Origin of the sequence: Aureimonas sp. OT7 (genome assembly GCF_014844055.1) — a bacterium.
In the GTDB taxonomy this organism is placed as follows: domain Bacteria; phylum Pseudomonadota; class Alphaproteobacteria; order Rhizobiales; family Rhizobiaceae; genus Aureimonas; species Aureimonas altamirensis_A.
In genome coordinates, this window is the sequence record NZ_CP062167.1 from 3,710,056 (window position 1) to 3,729,033 (window position 18,978).

The 18,978-nt window shown below is 66.0% G+C and carries 21 protein-coding genes; all 21 read right to left on the bottom strand.

Annotation, left to right across the window (positions count from 1 at the left end):
• Positions 1-3: 3 nt before the first annotated feature.
• Positions 4-1,143 (bottom strand): TrbI/VirB10 family protein, encoded by a 1,140-nt coding sequence (locus IGS74_RS17770; protein WP_192387888.1) that lies wholly within the window; start codon positions 1,141-1,143, stop codon positions 4-6.
• Positions 1,140-2,129, bottom strand: coding sequence for a P-type conjugative transfer protein TrbG (gene trbG / locus IGS74_RS17775; RefSeq protein ID WP_192387891.1), 990 nt, complete (start codon positions 2,127-2,129; stop codon positions 1,140-1,142). The genes IGS74_RS17770 and trbG overlap by 4 nt, the downstream gene beginning before the upstream one ends.
• On the bottom strand, positions 2,126-2,815 hold the full coding sequence (gene trbF / locus IGS74_RS17780) for a conjugal transfer protein TrbF (protein WP_192387894.1): 690 nt from the start codon (positions 2,813-2,815) through the stop codon (positions 2,126-2,128). Before trbF ends, trbG begins: the two co-directional genes overlap by 4 nt.
• Positions 2,812-4,182 (bottom strand): P-type conjugative transfer protein TrbL, encoded by a 1,371-nt coding sequence (gene trbL / locus IGS74_RS17785; RefSeq protein WP_192387896.1) that lies wholly within the window; start codon positions 4,180-4,182, stop codon positions 2,812-2,814. Before trbL ends, trbF begins: the two co-directional genes overlap by 4 nt.
• A 2-nt stretch (positions 4,183-4,184) precedes the next feature.
• The gene (trbK-alt, locus tag IGS74_RS17790; RefSeq protein WP_192387898.1) at positions 4,185-4,472 is read right to left on the bottom strand and encodes a putative entry exclusion protein TrbK-alt; all 288 of its coding nucleotides are present in this window, start codon (positions 4,470-4,472) and stop codon (positions 4,185-4,187) included.
• 14 nt (positions 4,473-4,486) lie between these two features.
• A complete protein-coding gene (gene trbJ, locus IGS74_RS17795; RefSeq protein WP_192387901.1) occupies positions 4,487-5,263 on the bottom strand; it encodes a P-type conjugative transfer protein TrbJ in 777 nt (258 codons plus the stop codon).
• A gap of 15 nt (positions 5,264-5,278) precedes the next feature.
• Positions 5,279-7,771: a conjugal transfer protein TrbE gene (gene trbE / locus IGS74_RS17800; RefSeq protein WP_192387903.1), complete on the bottom strand. Its 2,493-nt coding sequence runs from the start codon at positions 7,769-7,771 to the stop codon at positions 5,279-5,281.
• A gap of 10 nt (positions 7,772-7,781) precedes the next feature.
• Positions 7,782-8,063 (bottom strand): VirB3 family type IV secretion system protein, encoded by a 282-nt coding sequence (locus IGS74_RS17805; RefSeq protein ID WP_192387904.1) that lies wholly within the window; start codon positions 8,061-8,063, stop codon positions 7,782-7,784.
• Positions 8,063-8,395, bottom strand: coding sequence for a TrbC/VirB2 family protein (locus IGS74_RS17810; RefSeq protein ID WP_192387905.1), 333 nt, complete (start codon positions 8,393-8,395; stop codon positions 8,063-8,065). The genes IGS74_RS17805 and IGS74_RS17810 overlap by 1 nt, the downstream gene beginning before the upstream one ends.
• Entirely contained in the window at positions 8,392-9,387 is a 996-nt protein-coding gene (trbB, locus tag IGS74_RS17815; RefSeq protein ID WP_192387906.1) for a P-type conjugative transfer ATPase TrbB, read from the bottom strand. The genes IGS74_RS17810 and trbB overlap by 4 nt, the downstream gene beginning before the upstream one ends.
• Positions 9,388-9,680: 293 nt before the next feature.
• Positions 9,681-10,154 (bottom strand): CopG family transcriptional regulator, encoded by a 474-nt coding sequence (locus IGS74_RS17820; protein ID WP_192387907.1) that lies wholly within the window; start codon positions 10,152-10,154, stop codon positions 9,681-9,683.
• A gap of 10 nt (positions 10,155-10,164) precedes the next feature.
• Positions 10,165-12,153, bottom strand: coding sequence for a conjugal transfer protein TraG (locus tag IGS74_RS17825; protein ID WP_192387908.1), 1,989 nt, complete (start codon positions 12,151-12,153; stop codon positions 10,165-10,167).
• A gap of 145 nt (positions 12,154-12,298) precedes the next feature.
• Positions 12,299-13,264: a LysR family transcriptional regulator gene (locus IGS74_RS17830; protein WP_192387909.1), complete on the bottom strand. Its 966-nt coding sequence runs from the start codon at positions 13,262-13,264 to the stop codon at positions 12,299-12,301.
• A gap of 27 nt (positions 13,265-13,291) precedes the next feature.
• A complete protein-coding gene (locus IGS74_RS17835; RefSeq protein ID WP_192387910.1) occupies positions 13,292-13,912 on the bottom strand; it encodes a flavin reductase family protein in 621 nt (206 codons plus the stop codon).
• A 64-nt stretch (positions 13,913-13,976) separates the two neighbouring features.
• Positions 13,977-14,396: a MarR family transcriptional regulator gene (locus IGS74_RS17840; protein ID WP_192387924.1), complete on the bottom strand. Its 420-nt coding sequence runs from the start codon at positions 14,394-14,396 to the stop codon at positions 13,977-13,979.
• A gap of 86 nt (positions 14,397-14,482) precedes the next feature.
• Positions 14,483-14,968, bottom strand: coding sequence for a nucleoside deaminase (locus tag IGS74_RS17845; RefSeq protein ID WP_206688187.1), 486 nt, complete (start codon positions 14,966-14,968; stop codon positions 14,483-14,485).
• A 38-nt stretch (positions 14,969-15,006) separates the two neighbouring features.
• Complete coding sequence (locus IGS74_RS17850) at positions 15,007-15,432, bottom strand: multidrug efflux SMR transporter (RefSeq protein WP_246722671.1); 426 nt, start codon at positions 15,430-15,432, stop codon at positions 15,007-15,009.
• Positions 15,429-15,749, bottom strand: coding sequence for an SMR family transporter (locus tag IGS74_RS17855; protein ID WP_192387926.1), 321 nt, complete (start codon positions 15,747-15,749; stop codon positions 15,429-15,431). Before IGS74_RS17855 ends, IGS74_RS17850 begins: the two co-directional genes overlap by 4 nt.
• 2 nt (positions 15,750-15,751) lie before the next feature.
• A complete protein-coding gene (locus IGS74_RS17860; protein ID WP_192387928.1) occupies positions 15,752-16,387 on the bottom strand; it encodes a DsbA family oxidoreductase in 636 nt (211 codons plus the stop codon).
• A gap of 128 nt (positions 16,388-16,515) precedes the next feature.
• Positions 16,516-17,475: a LysR family transcriptional regulator gene (locus IGS74_RS17865; RefSeq protein WP_192387930.1), complete on the bottom strand. Its 960-nt coding sequence runs from the start codon at positions 17,473-17,475 to the stop codon at positions 16,516-16,518.
• Positions 17,476-17,521: 46 nt separating this feature from the next.
• Positions 17,522-18,973, bottom strand: coding sequence for an MFS transporter (locus IGS74_RS17870; protein ID WP_192387932.1), 1,452 nt, complete (start codon positions 18,971-18,973; stop codon positions 17,522-17,524).
• Positions 18,974-18,978: the final 5 nt, after the last annotated feature.

Consider the following 18,978-nt stretch of genomic DNA (forward strand, 5'->3'; position numbering starts at 1 on the left):
GTGTCAACCTCCTGCGTTCTCGAATACGAGGTCACGGGTCACGATGACCCTGACCGGGAAGCCCGGCCGGATGGTCAGCGTCGGCGCAACCTGTAACTGGCGCTGCACGATCTGCTGCCCGGCCTGATTGACGGTATCCTGCGCCCCGTCGCGGACGGCGCGGATCAGCCGGTCCTCGTCGCTGGTCGCCAGCTCGGTCCCGACCGCGAGCAGCGTGGACAGCCCGGCGGCCTTCATCAGATCCCACCAATGGTAATCAATCCCGTCTTCCAGCCCGGCATAGCCGCTGGCGTCCGCGCCCGGCAGGCGTTCAAGGACGATGGAACGGCCGCCCGGCAGAATCAGGCGGTTCCACACCAAGAGCACCCTGCGCTGGCCGAAGGTCACGCCGTCATCGTATTGGCCGATGATGCGCGTGCCCTGCGGGATCAGGAGCAGCGAGCCGGTGGGGCTGTCATAGACGTTCTCGGTGACTTGCGCGGTGATCTGGCCCGGAAGATCGGAACGGATGCCGGTAATCAACGCAGCGGGGATCACGGCCCCGGCCTGAAGGATGTATGGCGATGCCGGCGGCGTGACGCGATCCGGCGCGACCGTCTGCCGGTCCACGGGTCCGTTGAGGAAAGCCGTATGCCGGTCCTGTGTCGCAGGCTGCCCGCCGAGGCCAAGACCGGCAAGGCCGGGCGTGGCCGTTCCTGCCAGCACTCCCGTGCGCGGGCCGGACTGGAAAAAGACGTTGCTCAAGCGCGCGGCTTCTTCCTCGGCGCGGCGGCGCTCTTCCTCGGGATCGACGGCGGGCGTCACTATCGCGGGCGGCGCAACCGGCTGCCCTCGGTTCTGGGCGTCGAGGATCGGGCGGCCGAGGTCTCCCGGCAATGCCGGCCCCAGGACCGGGCCGGTATAGTCGCGTGGCAGGCCGGACAGGCCGTCCGCCGTGGGCCGGTTCTCGGTCGAATAGAGTTCTTCGCCGCCCGGTCCCGCATCGCGGGTCTGGAGTGCGTAGATCAGCGCGCCCCCGATGCCGAAAAGCGCAACCGCGCCGACGCCTGCCAGCATCTTGCGGGACAGGCGGGTGACGCGGGGCGGCTCGGCGCGCAGCCGCATGGGCTCGGCGGTGTCCGTGGTGGTGGTGGTGTCTGTCATGACGGGGAGTCTCCGGTCGCGCTGGCGGGCTGCGCGGCGGCGGCCTGCGTCGGGTTGATGCGGACGATCCTGACGACCTGCTGGCGGGTGCCGCTGCCAAGGCGCAGCTCGGCCGCCCCGAACAGGCGATCCACGATCAGGACGTTCTGGTAAACCCGGCTGTTGACGATCTGCGGCTCGCCATCGGAGCCGAGCACGAAGATCGGCGGCATCTCGCCCTGCACGATCCCGGCCGGGAAGACGACATAGACGCGGCGTCCATCGTCGAAGACGGAAACCGGCCGCCATGGCGGGCTGTCGCCTGTCAGGCCGTAGCGGTAGTTTCGCGCGGCCTCGGCCGGGATGACGGGCGCGGCCGGAACGGTCTGGCGCTGGCCGGCAGGCGGTGCGGGATAGGCCCAGGCCACGGCGGGCATGTAGAGCGAGTCCTGAGCGTGCAGCTCGATCATGTAGATGCGCCGGTCGGTGGTGACGACAAGGTTGGTGGAGATGTCCGGCCGTGTCGGCTTCGCGAGGATATGGACGCGACGGTTCGCGCCCGAACCGGATTCCGTGTCGCCGATGATCCAGCGCGCGGTGTCGCCGGCCGCGATCGGCCCCGCGCCGGTCAGGCTTTCGCCCGGCTCCAGCGCGATGGTGGTGATCTGACCGACCGCCGCATAGACCTGATAGAGCGCGCCTTCCGACCACGGGTAGATCTGGATGGCGTTGTGATAGCCCTCGCGGCGCGGCTCCACGCGGGCGGCAGCGTTGGCGTTGCCGACCTGCCCCGTGGGTGTCGAAGCATTCGCGCCGCCGCGCGTGACGGTCCATGCGGGCGGGACGTGCAACGGCCGGGGCGTGTCGCTTGTGACGGCCGCCTGCACGGTGGGCAGCGGCGGCACCTCTGCGTCATAGCTGAACTGCGGCGTTCTATTGGTGGCGCAGCCGGCCAGCATGGTTGCGCAGAGAAAGGCGGCGGCAGAGGTTTTGACTGGCGGTGTCATTGGCTCATCTCCCGCGACCACGAGATTGCATTGACGTAGATGCCGAGCGGATTGGCGCGCAGGCGTTCGGCGTCGCGGGGCGTCTGGATCACGATGGTCAGGATGGCCGTCCACCGTTCGGTCGTGGCGAGCTGCCCGTTTTCGTAGTGACGCTCCGTCCATGCGATCCTGAACGAGTCCGGGGATGCCCGGATGACGCTCGAGACCTCGACGGCGACCTGCTGACGGCCGACGCGCGCGAACGGGTCGTTGGCACGGGCGTAGTCATTGAGCGCCGCCGCGCCCCGGTCGGTGGTGAACTCGTAGGCACGAAGCCAGTTCTGGCGGACAATGATCGCGTCGGCCGGGATCGCGCGGACCTGCTCGATGAAGCGGCCGAGATGCCATGCGATCTGCGGGTCAGTCGGGCGATAGTCGGCCACGGCCGGGGCGACGGTCTGCGCCTGCCCGAGATTATCGACCTGCACCACCCACGGCACCACGGTCCCGCGTGCGGACTGCCACACCAGCGCCGAGGCGAAGCCGGCTGACAGGACCAGCGAACCGAAGGCCATGAGCCGCCAGTTCCTCGCCTGCACACGGGCCGAGCCGATGCGCTCGTCCCATGCCTGTGCGGCCTTCTGGTAAGGTGTCTCTGGCTCCGGCGATTTGCCGTAATGGGTGGCTGGTCGTTTGAAGATGCTCATGAGCGGTCACTTTCGGAAAGGTTGACGGAGGAACCGGAGCCGTGGCTGTCGCCGGAGCGGACGGCATGGGCTGTCATGGTCGTGCCGTGGTTCATGGCCTGCGAGCGCTGCATCCGCTGCGCCCAAGAGGGAGGGCTGCCGGCTGGGCCGGATGCGGCGGCGGGGTCGGCACTTGCGCCGCCGACCGTGCCCATGGAAGACGTGCCACCGCCGGCGGCAAAGCCTGCGCGCGCGCCATCGGTGAAACTGGATTTGACGGATTCGGAAGCGCGACCGGCAGAGCGTTTGAGCGGAGAGAGGGCGGCCGAGCCTGCGGCGCGCGCGACACCGCCGAGGCCGGAGGCAACGCCTGCCGCCCCGGTCTGGCCGAGCGAGCCGACGCTATAGGCGGCGGTCGCCGCGCCCGCGGTGGCCGCGCCGCCCCGGACGGCCGCGGCTCCACCGGACAAAGCAGCGGCACCGCCCTTCGCTGCAAGCATGGCACCGCCACCGGCCGCCGCACCACCGGCAAGCACCATGCCGCCGGCAGCGAGGCCGGTTCCCACGGCCGCGCCCGCGCCGAGCTGCGGGCCGCCCGACACGATGCCGTTGGCGATGCCCGGCCCGAATATCCCCAATCCTAAGAGCGACAGCGCTGCGAGGACGATGGCCATGGCCTCGTCGATGGTCGGGGTCGCCCCGCCGAAGCCGGCCGTGAATTGCGAAAACAGCGTCGAGCCGATGCCGATGATGACGGCAAGAACGAGAACCTTGATGCCGGACGACACCACGTTGCCCAAGACCTTCTCGGCCATGAACGCGCTCTTGCCCCAAAGCCCGAACGGGATCAGCACGAAGCCGGCGAGCGTCACCAGCTTGAACTCGATCAGGGTGACGAAAAGCTGGATGGCGAGGATGAAGAAGGCCAGCACCACCAGCGCCCATGCGAACAGCAGGCAAGCGATCTGGATGAAGTTCTCGAAGAAGGCGATCCAGCCCATCAAGTCGCTGATCGACTCCAGAAGCGGGCGGCCTGCGTCGAGGCCGGTTTGCGCGACGCGGCCCGGCCGCATCAGATCGGTGACGGAAAAGCTGGTGCCGGACGCCATGAGGCCGAGGCCGGCGAAGCTCTCGAAGACGATCCTCGCCAAATTGTTCCAGTTGCCGATGATGTAGGCGAAGACGCCGACGAACAGGGTCTTTTTCACGAGCCGGGCGATTATGTCGTCATCCGCGCCCCAGGCCCAAAACAGCGCGGCCAAGGTCACGTCGATGACAATAAGCGTCGTGGCGATGAACGCGACTTCGCCGGACAACAGGCCGAATCCGCTGTCGATGTATGAGGTGAAAACCCCAAGGAAATTGTCGATGACGCCAGTGTTGCCCATGGTCAGTGCCTTTCGCTGGATTGCGGCGCGGCGGGCGCTGGCGGACGGCCGAGGAAGCGGTCGCGGGATTGCGCCCAGGCGGCGAGGCAGTCGGCATCGCTGGCAGCTGCCTCGCCGAGCTGCTGGCAGCGGCGTAGGGTTTCGCGCAGGGGATCGGCCGGTGGCTGGAAGGCCGAGGCCAGGGGCGGCGCGGAAGGTTCGTCCTTCCGCGCCATGTCGATTGCGGTCGCCGTGACGGCGATGGCGACGAACACCACGGCCCCGAGCCGGGCCAGCATCTTGCCGTCCATGGCGAGCCTCCCGGTCAGTTGTTGCCGTTAAACATTTGCGCGTTCCCCGGCTGGTAGCCGGTGCCGGGCGTCAGGAACTGCTCGCGCTGGATGCGGCCCTGTTCGGCGGCGGTCGCGCGCTCTGCCTCGGTCAGCGCGTCGGCGCGGCCGTTCGCCGAGATAACCGCGATCAGGTCGGAAAGCTGCTGCGACTGGAGGGCTAGAAGCTGGTTGCCGGCCTGCGTGGCTTGCAGCGCCCCGGTCGCGCCCTGGCTCTGGCCGACAAGCGCAGCCATCTCGGCGCGGTTGCTGTCGATGTTGCCGACCGCCCCCGCCTGCACACGCATGGCGTCCTGCAAGCCGCCGACCGTGTTCTCCCAACGCGACCGCGCATCGGCGACAAGCTGGGCGTCGGTCGCCGAAAGCGAGACATTGCCGTATTGCTGCTGGAACGCCTGGTCGATCTGGCCGACCTCGAAAGCGATGTTCTGCGCCTGACCCAAAAGCTGCTGCGTCCGTTGGACGTTCTGCTGAAGGGCCTGAAGGGAGGAATGCGGCAGGCTCGCCAGATTGCGGGCCTGATTGATGAGCATCTGCGCCTCGTTCTGGAGGCTCTGAATCTGGTTGTTGATCTGCTCCAGCGTGCGCGCGGCCGTGAGGACGTTCTGCGCGTAGTTGGACGGGTCATAGACGATCCGGCCGAATCCAAAGAGCTGGGCATGGGCAGGTGCCGCCGCCATCGGCGAGAGTGCAACGGGAACGGCGAGGACTGCCGCCGCGATCAGCGCGGCACGGGAAGTCGTAATAGTCATAGCGAAGTCTCCTTCTCAGGCTGGGGGGGTGATGTTGGTGAGGTTGGGGATCAGCTCGGCCGCCCAATCGACACCGCGATGGCGCAGCCAGCCGGCAAGGAAGCCGTCGCGGCCATGCTCGGCATGGATGCGCGCGATTTCGGTCTGGTCGGATTTGGCGGATGCGGCGCAGAGCGCGAGGCCGACTTCGGACAGCCCCAGCTCGAACAGCCGGTTGCCGCGCCGCGACTGGCAGTAATAGTCGCGCTTGGGCGTGGCCCGTGCCAGAATCTCGATCTGGCGGTCATTGAGGCCGAAGCGGCGATAGATGGCCGTGATCTGCGGCTCGATGGCCCGCTCGTTCGGCAGCAAGAGCCGCGTCGGGCAGCTCTCGATGATCGCGGGCGCGATGTTGCTGCCGTCGATGTCGCTGAGGCTTTGCGTGGCGAAGATGACGCTGGCGTTTTTCTTGCGCAGCGTCTTCAGCCATTCGCGGAGCTGGCCGGCGAACCCCTCGTCGTCCAGCGCAAGCCAGCCCTCGTCGATGATGAGCAGCGTCGGGCGGCCGTCGAGCCGGTCGCCGATGCGATGGAACAGGTAGGACAGGACGGCCGGAGCCGCCCCGGTCCCGACCAGCCCCTCGATCTCGAAGGCTTGCACATCGGCCGAGCCGAGATGTTCCACCTCGGCGTCGAGCAACCGGCCATAGGCACCGCCGACGCAGAACGGGCGTAGCGCCTGTTTCAGATCGTTGGATTGCAGCAGGACCGCCAGTCCGGTGATGGTGCGTTCCCCGACCGGCGCGGACGCAAGCGAAGTCAGCGCCGTCCAGATGTGTTCCTTCACCTCCGGCGTGATGGCGATGCCTTCGCGCATGAGGATGGCGGCGATCCAGTCGCCGGCCCATGCGCGTTCATGGGTGTCGTGGACACGGGCGAGCGGTTGCAGCGCGACGCCATCGTAGAGTGGATCGAGCGCGGCCAGCGCCCGGTCTATTGCGTCGGTCTCGTCCACGGGCGGCACGGCGACGCTGTTGCCGCCAAGATCGTGCCAGTCGCCGCCCATGGCGAGGGCGGCGGCGCGGATACTGCCGCCGAAATCGAAGGCAAAGACCTGGCTGCGTTGGTAGCGACGAAACTGGAGCGCCATGAGCGCGAGCAGCACGGATTTGCCCGCGCCGGTCGGGCCGACGACGAGGGTGTGCCCCACGTCACCGACATGCAAAGACAACCGGAACGGGGTAGAGCCTTCGGTCCTGGCGCAAAGCAATGGAGCGTCGCCGAAATGCTCGTCCCGTTCCGGCCCCGCCCACACCGCTGAAAGCGGGATCATGTGGGCGAGATTCAAAGTGCTGATGGGCGGCTGGCGGACATTGGCGTAGGCGTGTCCGGGCAGGCTGCCGAGCCATGCGTCAACTGCGTTGACGGTCTCCGCCATGGCGGTGAAGTCGCGGCCCTGAACGATCTTCTCGACCAGGCGCAGCTTCTCGTCGGCTAGGCGCGGGTCGGCATCCCATACGGTGACGGTGGCCGTGACGTAGGCCATGCCCGCCACGTCCGCGCCGAGTTCCTGCAACGCCATGTCGGCGTCGAGCGCCTTGTTCGCGGCATCGGTATCAACGAGCGCAGATTGCTCGTTGGTCATCACCTCTTTCAGAATCGCGGCGATGGACTTGCGCTTGGCGAACCACTGGCGGCGGATGCGGGTCAGCAGCCGGGTCGCATCGGTCTTGTCGAGCAGGATCGCGCGGGTGCTCCACCTGTAGGGGAACGGCAGCCGGTTCATTTCGTCGAGCAGGCCCGGCGTCGTCGCGGTCGGAAATCCCACGATGGTCAGCACGCGCAGATGCGCGCCGCCAAGGCGCGGCTCCAGCCCGCCGGTCAAAGGCTGGTCGGCGAGCAGCGCGTCGAGGTGCATCGGCACTTCGGGCACGCGCACGCGATGCCGGTTGGTCGAGATGGTGGAATGGAGATAGGTCAGCGTCGCGCCGTCATCGAGCCAACGGCATTCGGGCATGAATCCTTCGAGCAAGGCCAGCACGCGGTCGGTGCGATCCGCAAAGGCGCGCAGGGCTTCCCAAGGATCGACGCCCGCTTTCTCGCGGCCCTCATAGAGCCATGCCTCAGTGCGTGCGGCTTCCTCAGCCGGGGGCAGCCAGAGGAAGGTCAGGAAATAGCCGGACACGAAATGCGTCCCGGCTTCCTCGAAACCGGCTTTGCGCTCGGCATCGACCAGCGCCGACGCGGGATCGGGAAAGGTGCTGTCGGGATAGGTCGCGGCCTCGCTGCGCTGCGCCTCGACGAAGATGCTCCAGCCGGAGCCGAGGCGGCGCACGGCGTTGTTGATGCGGCCGGCGACGGCGACCAGCTCGGCGGCGACGGCGGAATCCAGATCGGGACCGCGAAACTTCGCGGTGCGCTGGAACGAGCCATCCTTGTTCAAGACGACGCCGGAGCCGACCAATGCGGCCCATGGGAGATAGTCGGCGAGACGGGCGGCGGTGCGGCGATATTCAGCAAGGTTCATCATGGCCGCGCCCTCACACCGCCAGAAAAGCCGGGATGCGGATATGCCGCCGCCCGACCTCGACAAAGAGAGGGTCGCGCTTCGCCGCCCACACGGCTGCGAAGTGGCCGATGGCCCAGATGGCGAGGCCGACCAGCCAGAGGCGCAGGCCGAGGCCCACGGCCCCGGCCAGCGTTCCGTTCAGAATCGCGATGGAGCGCGGGGCGCCGCCGAGCAGAATATGCTCGGTCAGCGCCCGGTGGACCGGGATCGTGAAGCCCGGCACCGCGTCGAGCTGTTCGAGGCCCCCCGCCATCAAACGAGCGCCCCGCCGCCGAACGAGAAGAACGAAAGAAAGAAGCTCGATGCCGCGAACGCGATGGACAGGCCGAACACGATCTGGATCAGCTTGCGGAAGCCGCCGCCCGTATCGCCGAACGCGAGGGTAAGGCCGGTCACGATGATGATGATGACGGCGATGATCTTGGCGACCGGCCCCTCGATGGACTGTAGGATTTGCTGCAAGGGCTGCTCCCACGGCATCGACGAACCGGACGCATGGGCGGCCGGGGCGAGCATGAGGCTGATGGCAAGGGTGGATGCGGCGGTCGCGGCGAAGCGATAGCCGCGCGTGAGCGTGCGGATCATGAAGATTCTCCTGTGCTGGTGGGGATTGCCAATGGGCTGGGATGCGTGATGCGGTAGTCGCCGTCCGGCCCCAGCCCCTCGACGCGGGCAAGCTCGGCGAGCCGGCGTGCGGAACCGCGCCCGGAAAGGACGGCAACAAGGTCGATGGTCTCGGCGATCAGGGCGCGCGGGACCGTGACGACAGCCTCTTGAATGAGCTGTTCAAGGCGGCGCAGCGCCCCGATGCCGGTTCCGGCATGGATGGTGCCGATGCCGCCGGGGTGCCCCGTGCCCCACGCTTTGAGAAGGTCGAGAGCTTCGGCACCGCGCACCTCACCGATGGGGATGCGATCCGGGCGCAGGCGCAGCGAGGACCGGACCAGATCGGAAAGCGTCGCCACGCCATCTTTCGTCCGCATGGCGACAAGGTTGGGCGCGGCGCATTGCAGCTCGCGCGTATCCTCGATGATGACGACGCGATCCTGCGTCTTCGCCACCTCGGCGAGCAGCGCGTTGGTCAGCGTGGTCTTGCCGGTGCTGGTGCCGCCCGCCACCAGGATGTTGGCGCGTGCAGCGACGGCCTCGCGCAGCGTGTCCGCTTGGTCGGCGGACATGATGCCGGCGGCCACGTAATCATCGAGCGTGAAGACCGCGACGGCCGGCTTGCGGATGGCGAAGGTCGGGGCGGCGACCACGGGCGGCAACAGGCCCTCGAACCGCTCCCCGCTCTCCGGCAGTTCGGCCGAGACGCGGGGGCTGCGGGCATGAACCTCCGCGCCGATATGGTGCGCGACCAGCCGAACGATGCGTTCGCCATCGGCGGCGGACAGCCGCTCGCCCGTATCGGACAGCCCTTCGGAGAGGCGGTCGATCCACAATCGTCCGTCCGGGTTCAACATCACCTCGACCACGGCCGGGTCTTCGAGCAGCCGGGCGATGGCCGGGCCGAGCGCGGTGCGCAACATGCGTGCGCCGCGTGCTATGGCGTCCGGTCTTTGGTGGTTGGTGGTCATGTCGGCCCCGGCTTCTGGTGGGGACGCGACAGACGATCCCCGGATCGGGGTCGATTAAGAGAGCCTGAAATCCGGCCGGTTCAACAAGTATTTACGCGCGTGCGGCGACCGGCGGTCATCGGCGGTAAATAGGACGGGTAGTGTCGTCGTAGTTTTGAGTATGCCCGCGTAGAATTGGCGGCGATCGGCGCGCTAGCGATTCGCCGCCTTGCGCGGACGGCCGCCGTTGGCGACGATGGCGCGGCGGGCCTTCGTACCCAAGATCGCACGCCATCAGGCCCGGCCGGGACAGGTCAACGTCCGGTTCCGTCCAATGCAGCAGCGTCCACCTTCTCGCCCGAGCCATCCTGCATGGAGATCGCGGGCATGTCGCGCGACAGTTCCTTGAGGAACCTATCTCCCGTGGAGAGGCGCTTGCCGAGGGTCTGCATGAAGCCCTCGAAGCGCTCGACGCCCTTGGCGCGCGCTGAGGCTTGCGCGGTGTCCGACAGCGGCGGGGCGATGGTCAGCCAGAAATGGATGAACAGCGCGACCGTCTCGCCGAGCACCGCGAGATCCACATCAAGAGCGTCGATCTGGCGGCCGAGCCTGTCCAGGCGGCGCGACAGTGCCGCCTCCAATGCATCCGCCGCGTCGCCGGACAGGAAGGATGCAACGGCAGCTTCGATGATGGCGGATTTCGAGACGTTGCGGCGCAAGGCCAGCATCTCGACCTGTGCGAGCAATTCCGGGTCGAAATAGACATTCATGCGTGTTCGGGTGGTCATGGGCGTGTCCTCATAGTTCGATACCGTCATCGGGATTCATCGCCACCTGCCGCGCCACCATTCTCATGCGCTGGCGCATGGCGCTGGCCTTGGCCGCGTCAACATCCGGCTCGTCGTCCAGAAACTCGAACTCCTGTTCGGGCGACGGCGGCGGGGCGACGATTTCCTCATGTTCGGGCAATTCCGGCTCGCGGCGGATGCCGGCATTGGCCGGGTCGCCATCGGCCCCGTCTGCGGCGGTCGTCGCGGAACGGCTATCCACCGCGACCAGGCGGCTCGACCAATCGTCGGTCGACGGGCTGGGCGCGATTGGGATGGCGGCCAGATTGGGCGGCGGCAGGATGCGTTCCTGAAACCGCGCGTCCTCGTAGTAGCGGGCCTTGGTGGCGCGGATCGGCGGGGTGCCCGCCACCATGACGATTTCGTCGGTCGGCGGAAGCTGCATGATCTCGCCCGGCGTGAGCAGCGGCCGGGCCGTCTCCTGCCGCGACACCATGAGATGCCCCAACCATGGCGCGAGACGATGGCCGGCATAGTTGGTGGAGTCGCGCAGCTCGGTCGCGGTGCCGAGCGCGTCGCTCACCCGTTTGGCCGTGCGTTCGTCGTTCGTGGCGAAGCTGACGCGGACGTGGCAGTTGTCGAGAATCGCGTTGTTCGGGCCATAGGCGCGCTCGATCTGGTTGAGGCTCTGCGCGATCAGGAAGCCTTTGAGGCCGTAGCCCGCCATGAAGGCCAAGGCGGACTCGAAAAAATCCAGACGGCCGAGCGCCGGAAACTCGTCCAGCATTAGCAGCAGTCGATGGCGCTTGCCGGAGCTGGTCAATTCCTCGGTCAACCGCCTGCCGATCTGGTTGAGGATCAGGCGGATGAGCGGCTTGGTGCGGTTTATGTCGGATGGCGGCACGACCAGATAGAGCGTGACGGGCTGGCGGCTGCCGACCAGATCGGCAATACGCCAGTCGCATCGTGCGGTGACGCGCGCCACCACGGGATCGCGGTAGAGGCCGAGAAACGACATGGCGGTGGAGAGCACGCCCGACCGTTCGTTCTCGGATTTGTTCAACAGCTCGCGGGCCGACGACGCGATGACGGGATGAACGCCTGCTTCGCCGAGATGCGGCGTGTCCATCATGGCGCGCAAGGTCGCCTCGACCGGGCGGCGCGGATCGGACAGGAAATTAGCGACGCCCGCCAAGGTCTTGTCCTTCTCCGCATAGAGAACATGCAGGATCGCACCGACCAGCAGGCTATGGCTGGTCTTTTCCCAATGGTTGCGCTTGTCGAGACTGCCTTCGGGATCGACCAGAATATCCGCGATGTTCTGCACGTCGCGGACTTCCCATTCGCCCTGCCGCACCTCCAGCAACGGGTTGTAGGCCGAGGACTTCGCGTTGGTGGGATCGAACAGCAGGACGCGGCCGTGCTTCGCGCGAAAGCCGGCGGTCAACGTCCAGTTCTCCCCTTTGATGTCATGGACGATGCAGCTTCCCGGCCATGTCAGCAGCGTCGGAACCACTAGCCCGACGCCCTTGCCGCTGCGGGTCGGGGCGAAGCATAGGACATGCTCGGGACCGTCATGGCGTAGATAGTCCCGTTCGTATCGGCCGAGCACGACGCCATCGGGGCCGAGCAAGCCGGCGCTGCGGATTTCCTTGTCCTCGGCCCATCGCGCTGATCCGTATGTGGCGACGTTGCGCGCCTCCCGTGCCCGGATGATCGACATGAAGATGGCGGCGGCGATGGCGAGGAAGCCGCCCGATACGGCGATGATGCCGCCCTCGACGAAGATGGTGGGGGCGTAGGCGTCGAACGAAAACCACCACCAGAAGAAGACCGGGGGATAATAGATCGGCAGGCCCGCCAGCTCGAACCATGGTGCTCCAAGCTGCGGCTGGAAGCCGAGGCGGAAGGCGACCCATTGCGTTGCCGCCCACGTCATCACCAGAACGATGGTGAAGACGACAGCGATCTGACCCCAAAGGATTCGGCCACCGCGCAATGCAAGCTCCAGTCGGCAAAAGAGACGGAGCCGATCAGAGAGTAGGCAAAATCGGGACTGGCAACAGGAAAGAGGATGCCGGAGGGCTGCCGGATACTATCGGCGGCAAATAGGATGGGTCACGCCAGTTCAGACGGCCGTGCCTTTACTCGTGGCAGGCATCCTCAAGGTTTCTGCGGTGACGGTGATTCGTGATCTTGCGTGCGAGGCCGAGCAGGTTGTTCAGCGCGGCGTTTTGGCTGGATGGGGACCAGACGGCGGAGAACGGGATTGGCTCGGGCTCGTCGGCGACGGGCAGGAAGACGAGGCCCGACGTGGGCAGGAGCGACGTGGCCGCGCCGACGATGGTGATGCCGAAGCCCTTCCCGATCATCGATAGCAGCGTGCCACGCCCAACGTCGAAGCGCAGGATCGACAGCGCGGGCCAGCGTCCTATGAGGCGCAGCACGATATGGTCGTGAACCTGCGGGCCGGTGCCGCCATGGCGGACAAGGAAGGTCTCGCCCGCCAGATCGGCCCAGGTGACGGCTGACCGCCCGGCGAGCGGATGGCGCTCCGGCAGCGCGGCCAGCAGCGGTTCGGTCCAGATGCATCGGCTATGACAGTCGGGCAGATCGGGCCTGCCCGCGACGAACGCCACGTCCAGCCGGTCGGCGCGAAGCTGCATCACGGCATCGCGGGCCGTGCCTTCGGCAATCTCGACCTCGATGCCGGGATGGTCCTCGCGATATTGGCCGATCAGTTCGGCCAGATAGCTGCCGGGGATCATCGCATGGATGCCGATGCGCAGCCGGCCGCACTCTCCCGACGCCGCCATGCCAGCGGTCTTCACGGCATGGTCGAGCTGATCGACGCCGGCCGATACCCGTTCAACGAAAAGGCGTCCGGCCTCGGTGAGCCGGACGCCTCTGGTGTTGCGCTCGAACAGGCGGATGCCAAGGTCTTGCTCCAGCGCCTTGATCCTCGTGCTGACGCTGGACTGGGTGGTGCCGAGCGCCTGAGCCGCCCGGTAGAAGCTCAGATACTCGGCGACCGCCAGCGTCTGGATCAACGACGCAAGGGGAATGCGTGAGCCTAGCGAGGTCGGCACTCCCCATTGACGGTCATTCATCGGTGCCGAGCGCCGCCGACGCATCGCTCAGCGAGCTATAGATGGCCGGAGCATCTCGAACGTCTCGGTCACGGCAACATAATCGCCGCGATAGCCAGCGCGCGCGATCGTGCCTGCCTTCATGACATCGAATTGTCCTTCGGTGAGAACATCCTGACGAATATGGATGCGCACCGCCTGGCCGATGACGATTTCAGCATCCACGTCGCGGCCGTCGATGTCCGTGAGCCGCCTTATATCGAGGAGCTTGCATTCCATCGCTGCCGGCGATCCCGCAACGCGCGGCGCGGCGACCGCTTCCGAAACCAGCTTGCCAAGGCCAGATTTCTCAAACTCATCGGCATCGAACGGCCAATCCGCCGAGGTGACATTCATCGCCTCGGCAAGCTTGCGCGTTGCGAGGTTGAAAACGAACTCCCCCGTCGCCTCGATGTTGCGCACCGTATCTTTGCGACCCTCGCTGCTGAACAGGAGGATCGGCGGCTTTTCCGAGACGATGTTGAAGAAGCTGTAAGGGGCGAGATTGGCTATACCATCCGGCCCGATCGTTGAAATCCAGCCGATCGGGCGCGGTGCGATGATCGCCTTGATCGGGCTATAAGGAAGGCGATGGCCTTCGCGGGGATCATAGCTGTGATAGGTCGTCATGAGCATTTTCCCGCACGGATGGGACCTGAACAAATGAACGGTCCCGCCAGTCGGGAAGCCAGCTCTAGGCTGGCTCGGCCGCCTTGCTGAACCGCGTCGCCAGCAGGTCTTCGCCGCCATGCTCTTTCAGCGCCGCGTCGAGCGCTTTGTCGTAGTCCGGCAGCGCGCTTTCGAGACGCGCGCGGCCCTTGTCGGTCAAGACCGTATAGACGCCGCGCTTGTCGTCCGGGCAGAGATCGCGAACTGTCAGCCCGCCACGCTCCAGACGCTCGACCATTCGAGAGACCGAGCTTTGGTTGAGCCGCAGATGGGCAGCCAGTTCCTGCATGCGAAGCTCGGAATCGGGGGAGCGCGCCAGCACCTCCAGCGCACGATATTCCGAAAGGCCGAGTCCGTGTCCGGCTTGCAGAACCTTGCCAAGTTCCGCTTCGACATTGGCGACGACGTGAATCAGCTTGAGCCATGACGCACTTTTCTTCGACATGATCGGCGGTTCCTCTTGGGCAATGGTCGAGACGACAACTAATATGTATGCCCATGCAAGGTTTATCGCAAGAAGCCGCACACATTTCAGGACTTAGACCGGGCTGCGTGGAACTCGGTGAACGGATGCAGACCCTCGGGCACGGCGAGCTTTTTCACGACAGGCGACCGCCAGTTCAGCGGATCGCCGGCGAACAGGGCGTAGCCTCCGCGATAGTCGAACCCGTGCGCCGCCGCTTCGTCGCGATCGACGGCGTAGAATACATGCGAGATTCCCGCATAAAGCGCGCTCATGTAGCACATCGCGCAGGGTTCGCCCGACGCCAGCAGCGTCGTTCCGTGCAGATGGGGCGTACCGTGGACGCGACACGCATCGCGGATCGCCTCGACTTCCGCATGGGCGGTCGGGTCGTGATGTTCCCGGACGCGGTTGACGCCGCGCCCGAGTATCTTTCCGGTCGTATCCACGACGAACGCCGTGAACGGTATGCCTCCGGCATGAACATGCTCTGTGGAGAAGGAAACCGCCTCTGACATGAGTTGCGTAAGGCGGGAGGTCTGATCCGTGGTCATCGGGGTTCACCTGACAGTTTTCGTCATTGGGTGGAAAGTCAGCTCAACGTCGCTTGAACCTTCGGGCTGTCGGCGAGCTTGAGCCAGACGACGCCGCCGATGATGACGGCCAGCCAGAACGCCTGGATCACTGTCAGCGGCTGGTTGAGCAGAATGCCGCCGAAGACGGCTGCACCGACCGCGCCGATGCCGGCCCACACGGCGTAGCCGATGCCCACATCGATGCTGCGCAGGGCGACGCTGAGGAAATAGAGCGTAAGCAGGAAGAACACGAGGGCGGAGATCGACCAGCTCAGGACGGTGAAAGCCTGGCTGCCGCCGACGCTGAGCGCGTAGCCAATCTCGAAGGCGCTGGCGATCAGCAGCGCGGCCCATGCGCGGCCGTTGCCTTTGGTCTCATGTAAGGTGGTCATGGTGTTCGAGTCTTTCGGTTGAGAGGGTGATGGGATGAAGCGATCGCTCATGCCGCGCCGCTGAGGCGCAGGCCGATGACGCCGCCGATCACGAGGACGATGCCGAGCAGCTTTTTCCAGTCGAGCCGCTGGCCGAAGAAAAGCACGCCGAGGATGACGATGCCGACGCCCGCGATGGAGGTCCACATCGCGTAACCGACCCCGACGTCGAAGGTGAGCAAAGCGAGGCTGAGAAAGAAGGTGGCAATCGCGCCGCTGATAAGGGTGGCGGTGGTCCAGCCCGGACGGGTGAAACCCTTGGCATTGCCCGCCGAGATCGCGACCGCGACCTCGAAGACCACGGCAACGCCGAGATACAACCAGTGCATGATTATTCTCCAGTGTTGTTCGGATGGGGACGGCTATCTGCGGCGGCCTCGCTTGTGAGCCGGTCGATTGCCGCTTTGAGTTCGTCTATCGGAGGGGTTCCGCGAAACACTCGCTCGCCGACCACGATGGTTGGAACCGACGTGATCGCCATATCCTCGCGAGCGTGGCGCAAGGCCTCTTTGTGACGTTCGGCATAGGTGCCGTGTTCGAGCGCCTGCCGAGCCTCGACTGGATCGAGCCCGGCATCGGCGGCAAGCTCCACAAGGATTTCAGGATCGCCGATGTCTCGATCCTCCTGAAAGAACGCCCGCAGGACGCGCATGGAATAGGGATGGTCGAGCCCCTTGTCCTGCGCCAGCGCCAGCAACTCGAACGCCTTGGCAGTTCGCGGCTGGGGCGAAAGTGAGGGCAGTTTGACGGGCACACCCAGCCTTTCGGCGAGCGGATAGACGGACTTACTCCAGATCGCCGGAAGGTAGGGGTCTTCGGGCTTCAGCGTTGGCACCGGGTCGGGCCGCAGCTCAAACGCTTGCCAGCGGATAGGAATATCCCGTTCGCCGATGGCATCGGAGACAACCCGCCCGGCGAGCAGGCAGAACGGGCACACGTAGTCGGAATAGACGGTAATCTGGGTCATCAGCCCTTCTCATTTGTTTGTGTGTGCATGCATATAGCCAACCGACACTGGAAGTCAATATGCTTGCATGCACATGCAGATTAAGGGCTGGCCGATGAAGCTGATCGCAATGCGATTAGGCCGTCAGGCTAGGGAGCCAGATTCGATACTCGCATTTCGCTGGCGAGGCCGAGCAGGTTGTTCAGCGCTGCGTTTTGGCTGGATGGGGACCAGACGGCGGAGAACGGGATCGGCTCGGGCTCGTCGGCGACGGGCAGGAAGACGAGGCCCGACGTGGGCAGGAGCGACGTGGCCGCTCCGACGATGGTGATGCCGAAGCCCTTCCCGATCATGGACAGGAGCGTGCCGCGTCCCACGTCGAAGCGCAGGATAGACGGTGCCGGCCAGCGTCCTATGAGGCGTAGCACGATATGATCGTGAACCTGCGGGCCGGTGCCGGCGTGTCGGACAAGGAAGGTCTCGCCCGCCAAATCGGCCCAGGTGACGGCCGACCGCCCGGCGAGCGGATGGCGCTCCGGCAGCGCGGCCAGCAGCGGTTCGGTCCAGATGCATCGACTATGGCAGTCGGGCAGATCGGGCCTGCCCGTGACGAACGCCACGTCTAGTCGGTCGGCGCGAAGCTGCATGATCGTCTTGCGCGCCGTGCCTTCGATGATCTCCACGTCAATGCCGGGATGGTCCTCGCGATATTGCCCGATCAGTTCGGCGAGGTAGCTGCCGGGGATCATCGCGTGGATGCCGATGCGCAGCCGGCCGCATTCTCCCGACGCCGCCATGCCAGCGGTCTTGACCGCATGGTCGAGCTGATCGACGCCGGCGGACACGCGCTCAACAAAGATGCGTCCGGCCTCGGTGAGCCGGACGCCTCGCGTGTTGCGCTCGAACAGGCGGATGCCAAGGTCTTGCTCCAGCGCCTTGATCCGCGTGCTGACGCTGGACTGGGTGGTGCTGAGCGCCTGCGCAGCCCGGTAGAAGCTCAGATACTCGGCAACGGCCAGCGTCTGGATCAGCGAAGCAAGGGGGATGCGTGACCCTAGCAGCGGAGGCGGTTGGCCGTTACAGAGATTCTTGATTGCCCGTCGCCGCATTATTACTCCGCGTTCTTTACGGGTTGAGCGACGCCGGCGTGCTGACTCAACGGCTTTGCTTGGCGATAGATACGAGCAAGGCGGCGGTGATCGTGGCGGCGGCGACGTTGTAGCTCATGCCCGAGACGAAGGCAGAAGCGTAAAGCGCGGTCTGTCCCTCCAGGCCAGCCCCGAGCGCCGCGCCGAAGAGGATGCCGACCGCCGCCACGCCGAGCGCCGCGCCGACCTGCTGGAGCGTGGAAATCACGCCCGAGCCCATGCCGGCCTGTCGTTCCTCCACAAAGCCGAGCACGAGGTTGAGCAGCGGCGTCATGATCATCGCCTGCGCCCCGCCGATGACGATCAGTGCCGGGATGAGATGGGCGACGACGAGATCGGCTCCCGCGATCCAAACCTGTGCGATCAGCACGCCGAGCCCGATCGCGTAGACCAGCGCCCCCATGGCGATGGCCGGCGTCCCGAAGCGGGCGACCAAGCGCGGCGCGCTCAAGGAGAGGATCACGAAGGCGATCGAGCACGGCACGAAGATGCTGCCGGCCTCGAAGGGGCTGAGGCCGAAACCCGTCTGCGCCAGCAGCGCGAAGCAGAGGAAGAAGGAGGAAGACGTCGAATAGATCAGGAGAACCAGCAACCCGCCTTGCGCAAAGCGCGGCTGGCGCATCAACGCCATGTCCACTAGCGGCTGGTGGCCGGCTTTGCGGCGGCCTTCCTGATGGCGGTAGAAGGCGACGAGCAGGATGGCGGCTCCGGCGAGCGCGAGAAAGCTCCAGAGCGACCAGCCATAGGTCGGGGCTTCGATCAGCGGCACGAGCAGGAGCGTCAGCCCGAGGCTGACCAGCGCAACGCCTGGCCAGTCGAGCGCCGGGCGCTCGGGCGAAAGCGTCTCTGGAATGAACCGCGCCATGGCAATCGCGAAAATGCCGATGGGCACGTTGATGAGGAAGATCGTGCGCCCGCCGAGATCGAACAGGTTCGCCTCCACCAGAAATCCGCCGAGGATCTGTCCCGCGATTGCCGCAAGGCCGAGCGTCATGCCGAGGAAGCCGAAGGCGCGGCGGCTGTCGTCGCCGGAAAAGTTCACCCGGATCGAGGCGTAGACCTGTGGGGAGAGCAGCGCCGCCGCCAGCCCCTGCGCCACGCGCGCCCCGATCAGCACCTCGACGGTCGGAGCGATGCCGCAGAGGAGCGAAGCGAGCGTGAAGCCCGCCATGCCGAGGACGAACAGTCGCCGCCGCCCGTAGAGATCGCCCAGCCGTCCGCCGGTGACGAGGAGCACGCCGAAGGCCAACTCGTATCCGGCGACGATGAAGCCGATCTGAGACAGGCTCGCCCCCAATTCGGCCTGCATGGAGGGGATGGCGACATTGACCACGAACAGGTCGAAGATCGTCACGAACCCCGCGAGCAGCAGGATCGAGAGACCCAGCCAAGGCCGACGACGGGCAGTCTCGGTCGGTATAGGGGAAAGCGGTTCGGCGGTGCAGGCGTCGGAATTCATCTTGC

Bases quoted from the DNA above. Each gene is read 5' to 3' on its own strand.
- IGS74_RS17770 (WP_192387888.1), bottom strand. From the start codon at position 1,143: ATGACAGACACCACCACCACCACGGACACCGCCGAGCCCATGCGGCTG.
- trbG (WP_192387891.1), bottom strand. From the start codon at position 2,129: ATGACACCGCCAGTCAAAACCTCTGCCGCCGCCTTTCTCTGCGCAACC.
- trbF (WP_192387894.1), bottom strand. From the start codon at position 2,815: ATGAGCATCTTCAAACGACCAGCCACCCATTACGGCAAATCGCCGGAG.
- trbL (WP_192387896.1), bottom strand. From the start codon at position 4,182: ATGGGCAACACTGGCGTCATCGACAATTTCCTTGGGGTTTTCACCTCA.
- trbK-alt (WP_192387898.1), bottom strand. From the start codon at position 4,472: ATGGACGGCAAGATGCTGGCCCGGCTCGGGGCCGTGGTGTTCGTCGCC.
- trbJ (WP_192387901.1), bottom strand. From the start codon at position 5,263: ATGACTATTACGACTTCCCGTGCCGCGCTGATCGCGGCGGCAGTCCTC.
- trbE (WP_192387903.1), bottom strand. From the start codon at position 7,771: ATGATGAACCTTGCTGAATATCGCCGCACCGCCGCCCGTCTCGCCGAC.
- IGS74_RS17805 (WP_192387904.1), bottom strand. From the start codon at position 8,063: ATGGCGGGGGGCCTCGAACAGCTCGACGCGGTGCCGGGCTTCACGATC.
- IGS74_RS17810 (WP_192387905.1), bottom strand. From the start codon at position 8,395: ATGATCCGCACGCTCACGCGCGGCTATCGCTTCGCCGCGACCGCCGCA.
- trbB (WP_192387906.1), bottom strand. From the start codon at position 9,387: ATGACCACCAACCACCAAAGACCGGACGCCATAGCACGCGGCGCACGC.
- IGS74_RS17820 (WP_192387907.1), bottom strand. From the start codon at position 10,154: ATGACCACCCGAACACGCATGAATGTCTATTTCGACCCGGAATTGCTC.
- IGS74_RS17830 (WP_192387909.1), bottom strand. From the start codon at position 13,264: ATGAATGACCGTCAATGGGGAGTGCCGACCTCGCTAGGCTCACGCATT.
- IGS74_RS17835 (WP_192387910.1), bottom strand. From the start codon at position 13,912: ATGACGACCTATCACAGCTATGATCCCCGCGAAGGCCATCGCCTTCCT.
- IGS74_RS17840 (WP_192387924.1), bottom strand. From the start codon at position 14,396: ATGTCGAAGAAAAGTGCGTCATGGCTCAAGCTGATTCACGTCGTCGCC.
- IGS74_RS17845 (WP_206688187.1), bottom strand. From the start codon at position 14,968: ATGACCACGGATCAGACCTCCCGCCTTACGCAACTCATGTCAGAGGCG.
- IGS74_RS17850 (WP_246722671.1), bottom strand. From the start codon at position 15,432: ATGAGCGATCGCTTCATCCCATCACCCTCTCAACCGAAAGACTCGAAC.
- IGS74_RS17855 (WP_192387926.1), bottom strand. From the start codon at position 15,749: ATGCACTGGTTGTATCTCGGCGTTGCCGTGGTCTTCGAGGTCGCGGTC.
- IGS74_RS17860 (WP_192387928.1), bottom strand. From the start codon at position 16,387: ATGACCCAGATTACCGTCTATTCCGACTACGTGTGCCCGTTCTGCCTG.
- IGS74_RS17865 (WP_192387930.1), bottom strand. From the start codon at position 17,475: ATGCGGCGACGGGCAATCAAGAATCTCTGTAACGGCCAACCGCCTCCG.
- IGS74_RS17870 (WP_192387932.1), bottom strand. From the start codon at position 18,973: ATGAATTCCGACGCCTGCACCGCCGAACCGCTTTCCCCTATACCGACC.